The following is a 14127-nucleotide window of genomic DNA, read 5'->3' as shown; positions in this document are numbered from 1 at the left end:
GGCCCTGGTCGCGACGGCGGATGTGGTGCTGGATTGCGCCGACAGCTATGCTGCCAGCTACACGCTCTCGGATGCCTGCCTGGCGGCGGGCAATCCGCTGATCTCGGCCTCGGCGCTGGGGCTTGCGGGCTATGTCGGCGGTTATTGCGGGGGCGCCCCCAGCCTGCGCGCCCTGTTCCCCGACCCGCCCGACAGCGGCCAGACCTGCGCCACCGCCGGGGTGCTGGGCCCGGTGGTCGGTATGCTGGGCTGCATCCAGGCGCAGATGGCGCTGCGGCTGATCCTGGGCACGACGCCCTCGCCACTGGGCGAGTTCATCCGCCTCGACAACGGCCGCTTCACCCAGTTCCGCTTCGACGCCGCGCCCGAGGCGACCGGCCCGCGCTTCATCGCCCGCGATGAGATCCGCGAGGACGATCTGGTCATCGACCTGCGCCCCGAGGACGAGGCGCCGCACAAGGCCACGCCGGACGCGCTGCGCCTGCCCGGCTACGGCGCCACCGGCCCCCTGCCCGGTCCCGGCCAGCGCGTGGTGCTGGCCTGCCGTTCCGGCCTGCGCTCCTGGCGCGCCGCCGACGCGCTGTCCCGCCGCTGGGACGGCGAGATCACCCTTCTTGCCCTTGGAGACGACGATTGATGAAACATCTGACCCTTGCCGCCGCCTTCGCCGCGCTGGCCTTGCCCGTCCATGCGCAGGACAAGGTCACGCTGATCCTGGACTGGTTCGTGAACCCCGACCACGCCCCGATCATCGTCGCCCAGGAAAAGGGCTTCTTCGCCGAGGAAGGGCTGGAGGTCGAGGTCGTCGCCCCCGCCGATCCCTCGGACCCGCCGAAGCTGGTCGCCGCCGGCAAGGCCGATTACGCCATCAGCTACCAGCCGCAACTGCACCTGCAAGTGCATGAGGGCCTGCCGCTGAAGCGCGTCGGCACGCTGATCGCGACGCCCCTGAACTGCCTGATGGTCAAGGCCGACGGCCCGGTGCAGGAGATCGCCGACCTCAAGGGCAGGAAGATCGGCTATTCCGTCTCGGGCGTCGAGGAGGCGCTGGTCGGCCAGATCCTCAAGACCGCCGGCCTGACCATGCAGGATGTCGAGATGGTCAACGTGAACTGGTCGCTCTCGCCGGCGCTGATCGCCGGCCAGGTCGATGCCACCATCGGCGCCTATCGCAATTTCGAACTGACCCAGATGCGGCTGGAGGGCGCCGAGGGCAAATGCTTCTTCGTCGAGGAACAGGGCGTGCCGACCTATGACGAGCTGATCTTCGTCGCCAATCCGGCCGATCTGGACCTCGACCGCACCCGCCGCCTGCTGCATGCGGTCGAACGCGGCGCGCAATACATGGTCAACCACCCCGAGGAAAGCTGGGAGCTGTTCTCGGCCACCGCGCCCGACCTCAAGGACGAGTTGAACGCCCAGGCATGGAAGGACACGCTGCCGCGTTTCTCGCAATCGCCGGCGGCGCTGGACCAGGGCCGCTATGGGCGATTCGAAACTTTCCTGCACGAGGCCGGGCTGGTGGATAACGTGCTGCCGGTCTCGGATCTGGCGCTGGATGTGGGGGCGGTGGAATGAGCCGCTACGGCCATGCCTTCGCAGCCTGGCGGGCCGAGGCGCAGCCCGACTGGGACGCCTATACCCGCCACCCCTTCGTCGAGGGGCTGCGCGACGGCACCCTGCCGCAATCCTGCTTCCTGACCTATCTGGTGCAGGATTACCTGTTCCTGAAGAACTTCTCGCGCGCCTGGGCGCTCGCCGTGGTCAAGGCCGGCGACCTCGACGAGATGCGGGCCTGTTCGGCAACGGTCCACACGCTTCTGGACCACGAGATGGGCCTGCATGTCCAGACCTGCGCCCGCGCCGGCATGGGCCCCGAGGCGCTGGCCAATGCGCAGGAGGCGGTGACCAATATCGCCTATACCCGCTATGTGCTCGAGGCCGGCTATTCGGGCGATTTCCTCGATCTGCTGGCGGCGCTGATGCCCTGCGTGATCGGCTATGGCGAAATCGGGTTGCGGCTGGCCGCCGAGGCGGCGCCCGACACCCCCTATCGCGAATGGATCGACACCTATGCCGGCGCCGAATATCAGGCCGCCTGCATCTCGGCCGGCGAGTTGCTGGACAATGCCATCCGCAAGCGGCTGGGCGATTCACCCCGGCAAAGCCCGCGCTGGTCGGCACTGTCGCATCGCTTCGCCACCGCCACCCGGCTCGAGGTCGCCTTCTGGGAGCTCGGCCGCGAATGACCGCCGCGGCCTCGGTCCGCGGCCGTGCCTGGGTCGGCGAGGCGCCGCTGTTCGCGCCGGTCGATCTGGCCTTGCGCCCGGGCGACTGGACCTGCCTGCTCGGCCCCTCGGGCGTCGGCAAATCGACCATCCTGCGCCTTCTCGCCGGGCTGGAGACCGGCGCCCGCTTCGAGGGCGAGGTGGCGCGCGATCAGCCCGTCGCGCTGATGGCGCAGGATCCCGGCCTGATCCCCTGGCTCGACGTGACCGGCAATGTCACATTGGGGGCGCGCCTGCGCGGCATGCTGCGGGCTTCTTCGTTGCCGCAATACCCCGGGGGACGCCGCAGCGGCCCCGTCGAGGGGCCGCTGCGGCGGGGGGCAGAGCCCCCGGCCGATCCCGCAACCCGCGCCGCCGCGCTGATCGAGGCCGTGGGCCTCGCCGACCGCGCCCATCACCTGCCCGCCAATCTCTCGGGCGGCCAGCGCCAGCGCGCCGCCCTGGCCCGCACGCTTTTCGAGGACCGGCCGCTGGTGCTGCTCGACGAGCCCTTCTCGGCCCTGGATGCGCGGACCCGGGCACAGATGCAGGACCTCTCGGCCCGGCTGCTCGACGGCCGCACGGTGCTGCTGGTCACGCATGACCCGGCCGAGGCGGCACGGCTTGGCGACCGCATCCTGCTGTTGCGCGAGACGGGGCTGACCGAGTGGCCCATTCCCAGCCCGCGCCCGAAAGGCGCCGCCCGGCCCTATGACGCGCCCGAGGTGCTGGCGCTGCAAGCCGATCTGATGCGGGGGATGATGGCATGAGGACCGTCGCCGCGCTGATCGTCGCCGTCCTGGCCCTGTGGCAGGGGATCATCTGGCTGGCCGGCATGCCCTCCTTCCTGCTGCCCTCGCCCGTAGCCGTGGCGGAATCGCTCTGGCTGAACCGGGCCGAGATCGCCCGCCATGCCGGCTTCACCCTGGCCGAGGTGGTGCTGGGCTTCGCGCTCGGCTCGGCCCTCGGCGCGGCTCTCGCGGTGGCGATGGGGTTTTCGCAAAGGCTGACCGGCGTCTTGCGGCCGATCCTGACCTTCAGCCAGACCATACCGGTCTTCGCCCTGGCGCCGATCCTGACGCTTTGGCTGGGCTTCGGCATGGCGCCCAAGATCGCCATGACCGTGCTGATCGTGTTCTTCCCGGTGGCCAGCGCCTTTCTGGACGGGCTGATGCGCACGCCGCAGGCGGCGCTGGACCTGGCTCAGGTCATGGGCGCCGGCCGCATCCGCATCATGCGCCACCTACGCATCCCGGCGGCGCTGCCCAGCCTGGCCACCGGGCTGCGGCTGGCGGCGGTCTATGCGCCCATCGGCGCGGTGATCGGCGAATGGGTCGGCGGCGCCCGCGGCCTGGGCGCGCTGATGATCCATGCCAACGGCCGGATGAAGACCGATCTGGTCTTTGCCGCGCTGCTGGTGCTGTCGGTGATGACGGTGATCTTCGCCAGGGCGGTCGCCATGGCGCTGCACCGGCTGCTGCGCCGTTATGGCGTCTAGACCAGGCGCGCGGCGCGGGCCAGGTCCTCGGGCGTGTTCAGGTTCAGGAACGGGTCCATCGGCCGGCTGTCGAACACCGCCCGCCCCGGATCATAGGCGGCAGCGAACTGGCCGATCCGATGCAGACCGGATTCCAGCGCATCGCGTAGCTCGCCGCGCAGCGATACCGGCCAAAGCGCGCAGGTCGGATGGTCGCGCAACTGCCCGCTATCGTCCGGGCTGGCGGCGATGGCGACGCCCGAGCGGCCGCGCGCCTCGCACAGGCGGTGCACCAGATCCTCGGGCAGAAAGGGCGTGTCGACGCTGACGCTGACCACGCTCTCGGCCCCCTCGTCCGCCGCCCATTCCATGCCGGCCAGAACCCCGGCCAGCGGCCCCGCGAAACCGGCGATGCCATCCGCGATCACAGGCAGCCCGTATTCGTCGAACTGCCCCGGCTCGCCGTTGGCATTGATCGCCAGCTGCCCGCATTGCGGCGAAAGCCGGGCGATCACCCGCGAAAGCAAGGTCTCGCCCGCCAGCATCCGCAGCGCCTTGTTGCCGCCGCCCATGCGGGTCGAGAGCCCCCCGGCCAGGATGACGGCGGGAGGCGGGCTCATTGCAGCCCCGCCGCGATGGCCCGGGCCAGCGCAAAGACCCGCTGTTCCAGGATCACCGGCGTCTCGCAGACATAGGTCAGCGCCTGCTGGCGGTCCTGAAAGATGCGCATGTCCCAGTCGAGCCGTTCCTCCTCGGCGTCTATGGCGTCGAAATCCGGGGCTTCGGCCTTTTGCATCTGTTCCATCTTGGCACGGTGATCCTCGATCCTTTGTGCCAGATCGACCTGCTTGTGGCCATAGCGCGCGATGCCGGCGATCAGCGCGGCGCGATGCGGCTCGATCCGGTCGAAGATCGCCACCATCAGCGCCGTCAGCTTCTGATTGTCGGCACTCTTGGCGAACTCCGCGATCTCGGCCTCGGCCTCGGGCAATGGCAGGCGGCGCTGTTCCAGCCGGTCGGCCAGCGCGGCGATCTCGGGCGTGCGGGCCAGATCGCGCGCGGCCTCGTCCGGCTCGGGTCCGATCCACATCTGCCCCAGCGACAGATGCGGCTGCTTGCGCTGCACGCAGGGCCAGTCCGGATCGCTGCCGGTTTCGGCCTGCACCGCCGTGGCGGCCAGACAAAGCGCCAGAACCAGATATCTCATGCTCCCCCCTTTCGCCGGGCCCAGAGCCCCTTGGCCGGATCATACATGATGACGGCCCCTGCAAAGAACAGGATCAGGCAACCCGACACCACCGAGAAGGACAGAAGATCGAAGCGCGCGTAAAGGGCAAAGCGGATCAACTCAACCGCATGGGTGAAGGGGTTGACCGCGCAGATGTCATGCAGAAGCGGCGAGCTTTCGTTCATCCGCCACAGCGGATAGAGCGCGCTGGAGGCGAAGAACATCGGGAAGATGACGAAATTCATCACCCCGGCGAAGTTTTCCAGCTGCCGGATGGCCGAGGACAAAAACAGGCCCATCGCCCCCAGCATCAGCCCGGACAGGAACAGCGCCGGCAGCACCGCCAGATAGCCGATGGCGGGCGGCTGCACGTCCCAGAACCAGGCGATGGCCAGGAAGGTATAGACCTGGATGATCGACACGATCACCCCCGCCACCAGCTTGCTGGCCAGCAGGAACCAGCGCGGAAACGGGCTGACCAGCAGCGTGCGCATCGCCCCGGTCTCGCGGTCATGCACCATCGAGAGCGAACTTTGCATGCCGTTGAACAGCTGGATCATCGCGCAAAGGCCAGGGGTCACATAGACCTCGTAAAGCACATAGGTCTGGTAGGGCGGCGTGATCGACAGGCCCAGCACGGCGCGAAAACCGGCGGCAAAGATGAACAGCCAGACCAGCGGCCGCACCAGCGCCGCGAGGAAACGGCCGCGCTGGTTGACGAAGCGCAAGGTCTCGCGCCGGGCGATGCCCAGAAAGGCGGTCAGCCACATGCGCGGGGTCAGGCGGCGGCTCATGCCGGCTCTCCGGTCAGGCGCAGGAAGGTGGCGGTCAGGTCGTCGCCGCCGATGGCGCCGGCATTGCCGCGGGCCAGCACCTCGCCCCGGTGCAGGATGACCAGCCCGTCCTCGGGCCGGATCTCGTCCAGAATATGCGTGGCCCAGAGCGCCGAGACCCCGCCCCGCACCAGCGCGCGGGTCAGCGCCACCACCTCGGCGCGGGATTTCACGTCGAGGCCGACGGTCGGCTCGTCCAGCAGCAGGATCTCGGGGCGGTGGATCAGGGCGCGGGCGATCTCGGCCCGGCGGCTCTGGCCGCCAGAAAGCGCCGAGACCCTGGCATGCAGCCGGTCCGACAGATCGACCTGCGCCAGAACCTCGATGCTGCGCGCCCGCGCCTCGCGCCGGGGAATGCCGTGCAGCGCGGCGTGGTATTCCAGGTTCTGCGCCACGGTCAGGTCGGCATCCAATGCGCGGGACTGGAACACCACCCCCAGCCGCGCCAGCGCCGCGCCCGGCTCGCGCCGCAGGTCATGGCCCGCGACCTCGATCCGGCCCGAGCGGTTGTCGTAAAGCCGGGTGATCAGCGAGAACAGCGTGGTCTTGCCGGCGCCGTTCACGCCCAGCAGCGCGGTGAAGCCGCCGCGCGGCACGGTCAGCGACACGTCCTTCAGCGCGGGGACGCGGCCGAAACTGTGGCTGACATGCTGGATGGAAAGCGCGTCCTGCGGCATCGGATGAGGGCGGGGTCAAGGCCCCGCGCCCCTTTACTGGATGTTGAACACCGCCTGCTGGGTTTCGCCCTGCGAGCCGGGGATCGACAGGGTATAGCGGCCCGGAACGATGGCGATGAAGCTGATCGTCGCGGTGCCGGCATCGTCGAATTCCAGCGAATGCACACCCATCGGCCGGATCTCGATATCGTTGATGACGATCTCGTTCACCCAGATCGCGCGGAAGAAGTCGCCGCCCGACAGCGCCAGTTCCTGGCTGCCATCCGCGTTGATGTCGATGCGGTAGAAGCCGCCCGACTTCAGCTTGTATTCCGCCGTCGCCACCGGCTTGCCGGACCCCAGCGTCAGGGGCGCCAGCTGGGTGCGGTTGTCGCGCGCCATGATCCCCGAGAAGCCGAAGTCGAACTTGGACCCGGCCTCGTGCACGCCCGCATCGGCGGCAGCGGCCTCTTCGCCGTCGTCATCGTCATCCTGTTCGGCGGCAGCCGCGCCATCGGTGGCGGCGCCGGCCTCGGGACTGGCTTCGGGCGTGGTTTCCTGCGCCGCGGCGGGCACGGCCAGGCCGGCCATGAGCAGCAGGATGGTCAGCAAACGGGTCATGGTTCTTCCTCCCTCTTAACCTGTCAGTTGGGCGCGACCACCACGCCCCAGGGCTGCTGGCCCACGGGCACGGATTTGACGACCTTCAGCGCCGCCACGTCGATCACCGAGACATCGTTGGAATTGCCGTTGGTGGTGAACAGGTATTTCTCGTCCGGCGTGAAGGCCATCTGCCAGACGCGCTGGCCGACCAGCAGGTAATCCTGGACCTCGTCCGTCTCGCCGTCGATCACCGCCACGCGGTTCGCCGGACCCAGGGCGACAAAGACCTTCGTGCCGTCGCTCGTCACCCGCACGCCGACCGGCTGGATCGCCTCGGGCAGCACGCCGGGGATCTCGAAGCCGATCTTCTTGGTGATCTGCTGCGTCGCCGGGTCGATCACGCTGACCGTGCCGCCGATTTCCGAGCTGACGTAAAGCTTGGTCCCGGCATCGTTGAACTGCGCGAAGCGCGGGCGGGAATCCACCAGCACATTGGCGAAGATCTCGAAGCTTTCGCTGTCGATGAAATGCGCCATGTTGGTGGTTTCCGAGGTGTTGATGACCACCTTGCCGTCGGGGCTGACGCCCATGCCCTCGGGCTCGACGCCGACCGGGATCTCGGCCAAGACCTTGTGGGTCTGGGTATCGACGACGGTCACCAGGTTGTCGTCCTCGTTCGCGATGTAAAGCGGGTTGCCCGAGGGGTGCAGCACGAACAGCTCCGGGTCCGGCCCGGAAGGCAGGGTATGCATCTCCTCCATCGTCTCGGGGTTGAAGACCCGCACCAGGTCATCGTCCGAAGCGCAGACGTAAAGCTCGGACCCGTCGGGGCTGATGGTGATGCCGCGCGGGCGGGCGCCGACCGGATAGGTGCCGATCACCTCCAGCGTCTCGCTGTCCAGCACGGTGACGTCATTGCCCTTTTCATTGCTGACGAAGACCCGGTTGGCGGCGGCCGGCAGGGCGAAACCAAGGCACAGGGCCGAGGTCAGGATGGCGGTTGCAGCTTTCATCTTTCACCTCAGAACTTGCATTCGGTTTCGGGCCGGTCGAAGCCCAGCGTGTCCAGCGCGGATGTCTGGTGCAGATACTGGTCCTGCGGGCTGACCGAGGCGGTGACGGAGCCGGTGGCCAGCAGGATCGGCTGGCGCAGCTGGTGGTCCCAGTCGCGCAAGGTCAGCTTCTGGCCCTTGAAGCCCGCGACCTCGAAATTCTCGGACAGCATGAACTCCTTCAGCGTGGCGGGGTCGGTGCTTTGCGTGCGCGTCGCCGCCTCGCCGATCATGCGCAGCGCGATCCAGGTCTGGTAGTCCTCCTCGCGGATCGGGCGGCCGGCGAGCTTTTCGAAACGGTTCTGGAACTGCGTCGCCCCCCAGGCCTCCAGCGAGGGCGCCCAGCTGCGCGGCACCAGCCCGGCCGAGCCCGCGACCGGGCGCGCATCCCAGGTCGCATAGGGCAGCCAGTCGGCAAAGACGCCGTTCTCGTCCGCCGCGATCACCACGTCATGGGCCGGCGCGCGCTGGGTAAAGACCGGCATCTGCTGCTGGACCTGCACATGGCCGCTGTCGCTGCGCCGGCTGCCGCCGGTATCCTCATAGGTGCGGGCCTCGACGATCCTGGCGCCGAACTTGGTCGCCGCGCGGCGATAGGCATCGGCCAGCGCCACGTCCTCGGGATGGCTGCCGGCGATCAGGAACCAGTTCGGCCATTGCTTCCACATCAGGAACTGCGCCAGCGCATCGGCCAGCATGGCGTGGCTGGGCGCGGCATGGATCACGTTGAAGCGGCAATCCTTGCCGCGCAGGTTGTCGCCACGCGCCCGCGCGTTCAGCACCAGCGCCCGATCCCCGGCCTGATCGGCCAGGGCCAGCGTCTCGGCATCATCGGCCAGCGTCACGATGAAGGGGATGCCCTCGGCCAGCAGCTTGTCCATCTCGGCCGCCGCGGTCTCGGGCGTGGCCTTGACCTCCAGCGCCTCGAAATCCTGGTTCATGAAGCGGCCGGTGGTGTCGTTGTCCTCGATGGCGAGCCGGGCGCCGGCAAAGCCCAGATCCTCGGGCGGTGCGTCCAGCCGCGAGATCGGCGGCAGGCGCGGCACATCCACCCGCAGCACGGCGGCGCGCACGGTCTGCGGCTGCGCGGAATCCTGCCCCACGGCCGGGCTTGCCATGGACAAACCAGCCAAAAGTATGATGATTCTGCCTTTCATGGCGTTCCTCCCCCTCGCATCATGCCGGGTCAATCCGCCTGCGCCAACCCGACAGATACCCCGGATTCGGCCAGGGGAATTGCCCTGATACCTAAGTCTTAGGGACTTTCGTCCTATGGACGGCACGGAGGGTCAGGCGCATGGTCTGCGCATGATATTCCTGCGGCTGATCCCGATCCTCTGCGCCGCCGCCCTGACCGGACCGGGCACCGGGGCGGCCCAGCCGGTTCACGGTTCCGCACCGCCGCCCGACAGCGCCGCCTGGTTCGGCCTGCATTTCATCGACACCTCGACCGAGGGCGCCATCAACGGCGTGCGCGAGGACGAGACCCGGCGCGTCGAAATGGCCGAGCAGGTCATTGCCGAGGATCTGCGCAACCGCGGCTTCACCCTGCTGGAGCCGCCCGCCGCGCAGGTGGCGCAGATCAAGAACCCCACGCAATCGAATGGCAGCGACAGCCGCATCGCGCGCGAGATGGGCGCGCATTATGCCATCTCGGGCGAGGTGCAGAAGGTCTCGAACCTGATCCTGTCGCTGAACCTCTATGTCCGCGATGCGGCAAGCGGCGGGACGGTGCGCGCCGGCGTGGTCGATATCCGCGGCAATACCGACGAAAGCTTTCGCCGCGGCTATCTCTATCTGCTGAAAAACATCATCTTTCGGGAGGAATGACGGATGATCCGACTGCTGACCCTGACGATGGGCGCGGCCATGGCACTGGCCCCGGCGGCCGAGGCGCATGGCCCGCCGCGGCTGAAGCTGGAGATGCAGCAGAAGCTGGACGCCACCCCGGACGAGGTCTGGGACGCGATCGGCAGGTTCGACGACATGAGCTGGCATCCGGCCATCGCCAGCCTGGAGCTGACCGGCGACGGCTCGGCCGACCAGCCCGAGACATCCACCCGGGTGCTGCATCTGAAAGCCGAGGCGGGCGATCCGACCATCACCGAGATCCTGTCGAGATGGCAGCCCGAGAAACGCTGCTATGCCTATCGCATCGAGGCGGTCGAGGTGACGGTGCTGCCGGTGACGAACTATGCCGCGACGCTTTGCGTCCAGGACGAGGGCGGCAAGGCCGTGGTCAACTGGAAGGGCGGCTTCTATCGCGGCTATCCCAACAACGAGCCCCCGCCCGAACTGAACGACGAGGCCGCGATCCAGGCGGTGACCGGGGTCTATCAGGCCGGGCTCGACGCGCTGGCGGAACGGTTCGGCAAGGCGGAGTGATCGGGCCGTTCATGGATCGGCGGGGCTGGCGGGTTCCAACCCGCCGCCCTGTTCCTGCCAGCCCTCGATCCCGTCGGGAAACCAGATCACGCCACCATAGCCCAGCGCCACGGCGCGCTTGGCGGCATTCCAGCTCATCCAGCAATCGCGCTTGCAAAAGATCACCATCGGCGCCGCCTTGTCGCCGCCAGACAGCCGTGCCAGCCCCTCGGCCAGCCGCGCCTGTTCCGCCGGCGCCAGCCGCTCATAGCCGGTATCGTGAAGCCAGGTCGCGCCGGGAATGGACAGATGCGGCGGTTCGTTCCACAACGTGCCTTCGGGCAGGCCCTCGGGCCGGGCGGTGCGCGGCAGCACGTCGATGAAGGGCACGCCCTGCCCGTGCAGCCGCATCGCCTCGGCGGCGTCGATCACGCGCGCCCCGGCCAGCGTCGCCGGGGTTTCGGAACGATAGGGCTCGCCATGGAAACCCTGCGGCTCGGGCACCTGGGCCTGGGCCGCGCCGGCCAGAACCACCGCCAGCGCCGCCCAGGCCCCTCTCATAGTTTCAACGCCTTGCCGTAATCGTCCAGCAGCGGCACGCCGGCATCGCGCAGGATGGCGTCGATCTCGTCCTGGTGGCGGCGGATCAGGCTGTTCAGCTGCCGCTTCCATTCCTGCTCCTCCAGCCGCACCCCCATGGTGATGCGATAGAACATGCGCGGTCCGGTGGCTTCCTTGAGCAGCGGGGTGAATTGCAGCTCGGGATCCTGTTTGACCAGCGGACCGGCCAGCGGCCCCCAGACCACCGCGGCGGCCAGCTCGCCCGATTTCACCTGGGCCAGCATCTCGCCCACCGGATCCTCGACCCGGCGGTCCACGAACAGATCCCAGCCGCGCATGTCCTTGGCCAGCCCGGCCCGCGCCAGGTTGGTCGCCGGCGGCGTGCCCGCCACCACGCCGATCGGATGGTCCTTGAGCGCCGGATCCTCCAGCATCTCGACCGAGGCCAGCGGACTGTCCCTGCGCGTTACGATGCCATAGGCCGAGGTGTAGTAATGGTTGGTGTTCTGCACCATCTCGTCGCCCTGAGCATAGCCGATGACGACATCGCACAGCCCGGCCCGCAGAGTCTTGCGGATGAAGCCCGGCCCCTGCGGGAACCAGGTATAGGTCACCGGCAGGCCCAGCTTTTCGGCAAAAAGCTGGGCGATGCGGTTCTCGAACCCCTGCTCGTCCTGGGACGACATCGGTACGGCGGCGGGATCGGCGCAGACCCGGAACTCGGTCTTCGAGCGCAGGTCGGCAACCTGCGCCGAAGCGGAGGCCGCGGCACAGATCAGCAGGGCGGCAAAGGCAAGCGCGCGTCTCATCCGCTCATGCAGGAATCTTCCTGCGCCGCGAATTCATCGGACTTGTCCTCCCTCTTGGCCGGACGGCCGCGCGGCAGGTCGCCCGCACCCCGTGCCAGCAGATAGGCATAGATGTCGTCGATATAGCACCAGACATTCTTGTTGGTGCCGAAGGCCGGCATGACCAGGTTGGCGGCGGTGTTGACCTCTTGCTTGCCCGAGGCGGCGATCTCGAGGAAATCGTAATAGCCGAGATTCAGCACCGAGTTCCTCAGCGCCGGCGCATAGGTCGAGCCCTCGCCGTCCGGGCCGTGGCAGACATGGCATTCCGCCGAATAGCGGCGATAGCCCGAGAAGGTGGCGTAATCCACCGTGCCGTCCTCGGCGATCTTGAAGGTCGGGATGTCCTCGGCCGTATACCAGCGGCCGTTCTCCATATGGTCGGGGGTGATGTCCTGCCCGTTCGGCAGCACGAACTTGCCCCCCGTCTCGGTGACCTCCGGCGCCTCCTCCTCGGCGGGGGCCTCCGCGGCCGGCTGCTGTTGCTGCGGGTCGCCCGAGACGGCGGCGGCAGCGCCTGCCCCGGCCTGGGCCGGAGGCGTTTCGGTGGTCTGCGCAAGGGCCGTTCCGGCGATGGCGCAAGTCGCGCATGCGACACAGATCGCCATCAGGCTGGCGGTCGTCCTGCTGGTCATGAATTTCCTCCCTGGCTGTCACCCGAAGATGATGGCTCGCCCCAAGGTTACCCTTGGGGCGGCAGGTTTCGAGTCACAGTTCGTTTTTCGGCACCAAAGTATTAGCCCGGCAGCTCGAACACGGTCAGCTGGCCGCCCAGCTCGGTATATTGCGACAGCGCGGCATAGCCGCCCACCGCGCCAAGCCCGTCATTGGGATTGGTCAGGCCCGCCGCAAGGCCGATGCCGGCCCAGCCGCCGACACCCGACAGCACGCCGATATACTGCTTGCCGCCATGTTCGTAGGTCATCACGTTGCCGATGATGCCCGAGGGGGTCTTGAACTTGTAAAGCTCCTCGCCGGTCTGCGCGTCTACGGCCTTCAGATAGCCTTCCAGCGTGCCGTAGAAGACCACGTCGCCCGCCGTCGCCAGCGCGCCCGACCAGACCGAGAACTGTTCGGGGACGGACCACTTGATCTCTCCGGTGGTGTTGTCCCAGGCGATGAAGTTGCCCATGCCGCCATGGCTGTTCGGTGCGGGATACATGGACAGCGTGGCGCCGACATAGGGCTGGCCGGCGGTATAGGCCACCCGGAAGGGCTCGTAATCCATGCAGACATGGTTCGTCGGCACGTAGAACAGATTGGTCTTGGGCGAGAAGGCCGCCGGTTGCTGGTCCTTGGTGCCCAGCGCCGCCGGGCAGACGCCGGTGGTGTTCACGTCCTCGCCGTTCTGGGCGGTCGAATATTCGGGCACCACGGCCGGGCGGCCATAGGTTTCCGAATTCGGATCCATGTCCACGCCGGTGGTCCAGTTCACCACCGGATCGTATTTCTCGGCCACCAGCAGCTCGCCCGTCTCGCGGTCCATCGTGTAGGCCAGGCCGTTGCGGTCGAAATGGGTCAGCAGCTTGCGCTCCTGCCCGTCTATGGTCTGGTTGGTCAGGATCATCTCGTTGACGCCGTCATAGTCCCATTCGTCATGGGGCGTCATCTGATAGAACCACTTGGCCATGCCGGTATCGGCATCGCGGGCCATGATGGTCATCGACCATTTGTTGTCACCCGGACGCTGCGCGGGGTTCCAGGTCGAGGGGTTGCCGGTGCCGTAATAGACCAGGTTCAGGTCCGGATCATAGGAGAACCAGCCCCAGATAGTGCCGCCGCCGATCTGCCACTGGTCACCTTCCCAGCTGTTGAGCGAGCTGTCGGCGCCGATGGGCTTGCCCAGATGGGTGGTGGTTTCGGGATCGACCAGCAGCTCCTCGTCCGGGCCGGTGGACCAGGCTTTCCACGCCTCGGAGCCATCGGCCAGGTTCAGCGCGGTCATCCGGCCGCGCACGCCGTATTCGCCGCCCGAGATGCCGACCAGGACCTTGTCCTTGACCGGCACGACCGTCGCGGTCAGCGTCTCGCCGATGGCGGGATCGCCGACCTTGGTCGACCATTTCGCCTCGCCGGTCTTGGCATCCAGCGCCACCACCGTGGTATCGGCCTGGCCCAGCAGGATCATGCCGTCGGCATAGGACAGGCCGCGATAGACCGTGTCGCAGCACATCACCGCAATGACGTTCGGATCCTGCTGCGGCTCATAGCGCCACAGGATCTTGCCGCTGTCGTTCA

General features: G+C 67.8%; 18 protein-coding genes. 7 read left to right on the top strand and 11 right to left on the bottom strand.

Annotated elements, in window-relative coordinates; genetic code table 11:
• The 5 genes from AQY21_RS05300 to AQY21_RS05280 all read left to right on the top strand — a co-directional run.
• The coding region (locus tag AQY21_RS05300) for a ThiF family adenylyltransferase (protein WP_058096733.1) at positions 1 to 637 on the top strand (637 nt) is incomplete at its 5' end.
• A complete protein-coding gene (locus AQY21_RS05295) occupies positions 637 to 1578 on the top strand; it encodes an ABC transporter substrate-binding protein (protein WP_058096732.1) in 942 nt (313 codons plus the stop codon). The genes AQY21_RS05300 and AQY21_RS05295, both read left to right, overlap by 1 nt.
• Positions 1575 to 2249, top strand: coding sequence for a thiaminase II (gene tenA, locus AQY21_RS05290; protein WP_058096731.1), 675 nt, complete (start codon positions 1575 to 1577; stop codon positions 2247 to 2249). Before AQY21_RS05295 ends, tenA begins: the two co-directional genes overlap by 4 nt.
• Positions 2246 to 3037, top strand: coding sequence for an ABC transporter ATP-binding protein (locus AQY21_RS05285; RefSeq protein WP_058096730.1), 792 nt, complete (start codon positions 2246 to 2248; stop codon positions 3035 to 3037). Before tenA ends, AQY21_RS05285 begins: the two co-directional genes overlap by 4 nt.
• Positions 3034 to 3765: an ABC transporter permease gene (locus AQY21_RS05280; RefSeq protein WP_058096729.1), complete on the top strand. Its 732-nt coding sequence runs from the start codon at positions 3034 to 3036 to the stop codon at positions 3763 to 3765. Before AQY21_RS05285 ends, AQY21_RS05280 begins: the two co-directional genes overlap by 4 nt.
• Here AQY21_RS05280 and mobA read toward each other — a convergent pair.
• From mobA to AQY21_RS05245, 7 genes are read right to left on the bottom strand one after another with little or no spacing between them, the layout of a single operon-like run.
• On the bottom strand, positions 3762 to 4364 hold the full coding sequence (gene mobA / locus AQY21_RS05275; protein ID WP_058096728.1) for a molybdenum cofactor guanylyltransferase MobA: 603 nt from the start codon (positions 4362 to 4364) through the stop codon (positions 3762 to 3764). The genes AQY21_RS05280 and mobA overlap by 4 nt on opposite strands.
• Positions 4361 to 4951 carry a hypothetical protein gene (locus AQY21_RS05270; protein WP_058096727.1) on the bottom strand — a complete coding sequence of 197 codons (591 nt, stop codon included), beginning with the start codon at positions 4949 to 4951 and terminating at the stop codon, positions 4361 to 4363. The genes mobA and AQY21_RS05270 overlap by 4 nt, the downstream gene beginning before the upstream one ends.
• The gene (locus AQY21_RS05265; protein WP_058096726.1) at positions 4948 to 5766 is read right to left on the bottom strand and encodes an ABC transporter permease; all 819 of its coding nucleotides are present in this window, start codon (positions 5764 to 5766) and stop codon (positions 4948 to 4950) included. The genes AQY21_RS05270 and AQY21_RS05265 overlap by 4 nt, the downstream gene beginning before the upstream one ends.
• Positions 5763 to 6482, bottom strand: a complete 720-nt coding sequence (locus AQY21_RS05260) for an ABC transporter ATP-binding protein (RefSeq protein WP_058096725.1) — start codon at positions 6480 to 6482, stop codon at positions 5763 to 5765. The genes AQY21_RS05265 and AQY21_RS05260 overlap by 4 nt, the downstream gene beginning before the upstream one ends.
• Before the next feature lie 33 nt (positions 6483 to 6515).
• Complete coding sequence (locus AQY21_RS05255; protein ID WP_152988115.1) at positions 6516 to 7082, bottom strand: hypothetical protein; 567 nt, start codon at positions 7080 to 7082, stop codon at positions 6516 to 6518.
• A gap of 23 nt (positions 7083 to 7105) precedes the next feature.
• Positions 7106 to 8077 (bottom strand): YVTN family beta-propeller repeat protein, encoded by a 972-nt coding sequence (locus AQY21_RS05250; RefSeq protein WP_058096724.1) that lies wholly within the window; start codon positions 8075 to 8077, stop codon positions 7106 to 7108.
• A gap of 8 nt (positions 8078 to 8085) precedes the next feature.
• The gene (locus AQY21_RS05245) at positions 8086 to 9234 is read right to left on the bottom strand and encodes an ABC transporter substrate-binding protein (protein ID WP_161905930.1); all 1149 of its coding nucleotides are present in this window, start codon (positions 9232 to 9234) and stop codon (positions 8086 to 8088) included.
• Between the two features lie 154 nt (positions 9235 to 9388).
• Between AQY21_RS05245 and AQY21_RS05240 the strand changes: the two genes are divergently transcribed.
• Positions 9389 to 9946, top strand: a complete 558-nt coding sequence (locus AQY21_RS05240; RefSeq protein WP_058096723.1) for a DUF3280 domain-containing protein — start codon at positions 9389 to 9391, stop codon at positions 9944 to 9946.
• Between the two features lie 3 nt (positions 9947 to 9949).
• The gene (locus AQY21_RS05235; RefSeq protein ID WP_058096722.1) at positions 9950 to 10501 is read left to right on the top strand and encodes an SRPBCC family protein; all 552 of its coding nucleotides are present in this window, start codon (positions 9950 to 9952) and stop codon (positions 10499 to 10501) included.
• Positions 10502 to 10510: 9 nt separating this feature from the next.
• Here the strand turns inward: AQY21_RS05235 and AQY21_RS05230 are convergent, their stop codons facing one another.
• From AQY21_RS05230 to AQY21_RS05215, 4 genes are all read right to left on the bottom strand, one after another.
• Positions 10511 to 11041 carry a PQQ-dependent catabolism-associated CXXCW motif protein gene (locus AQY21_RS05230; protein ID WP_058096721.1) on the bottom strand — a complete coding sequence of 177 codons (531 nt, stop codon included), beginning with the start codon at positions 11039 to 11041 and terminating at the stop codon, positions 10511 to 10513.
• On the bottom strand, positions 11038 to 11850 hold the full coding sequence (locus tag AQY21_RS05225; protein ID WP_058096720.1) for a substrate-binding domain-containing protein: 813 nt from the start codon (positions 11848 to 11850) through the stop codon (positions 11038 to 11040). The genes AQY21_RS05230 and AQY21_RS05225 overlap by 4 nt, the downstream gene beginning before the upstream one ends.
• A complete protein-coding gene (locus AQY21_RS05220; RefSeq protein WP_058096719.1) occupies positions 11847 to 12524 on the bottom strand; it encodes a c-type cytochrome, methanol metabolism-related in 678 nt (225 codons plus the stop codon). The genes AQY21_RS05225 and AQY21_RS05220 overlap by 4 nt, the downstream gene beginning before the upstream one ends.
• 101 nt (positions 12525 to 12625) lie before the next feature.
• Positions 12626 to 14127, bottom strand: a 1502-nt coding sequence (locus AQY21_RS05215) for a PQQ-dependent dehydrogenase, methanol/ethanol family (protein ID WP_058096718.1), incomplete at its 5' end; no start/stop codon positions are given.

The organism is Paracoccus sp. MKU1, assembly GCF_001447385.1.
Lineage (GTDB): Bacteria > Pseudomonadota > Alphaproteobacteria > Rhodobacterales > Rhodobacteraceae > Paracoccus.
The sequence above is the reverse complement of the archived record's forward strand: the minus strand, read 5'-3'. Positions and strand labels throughout refer to the sequence as shown.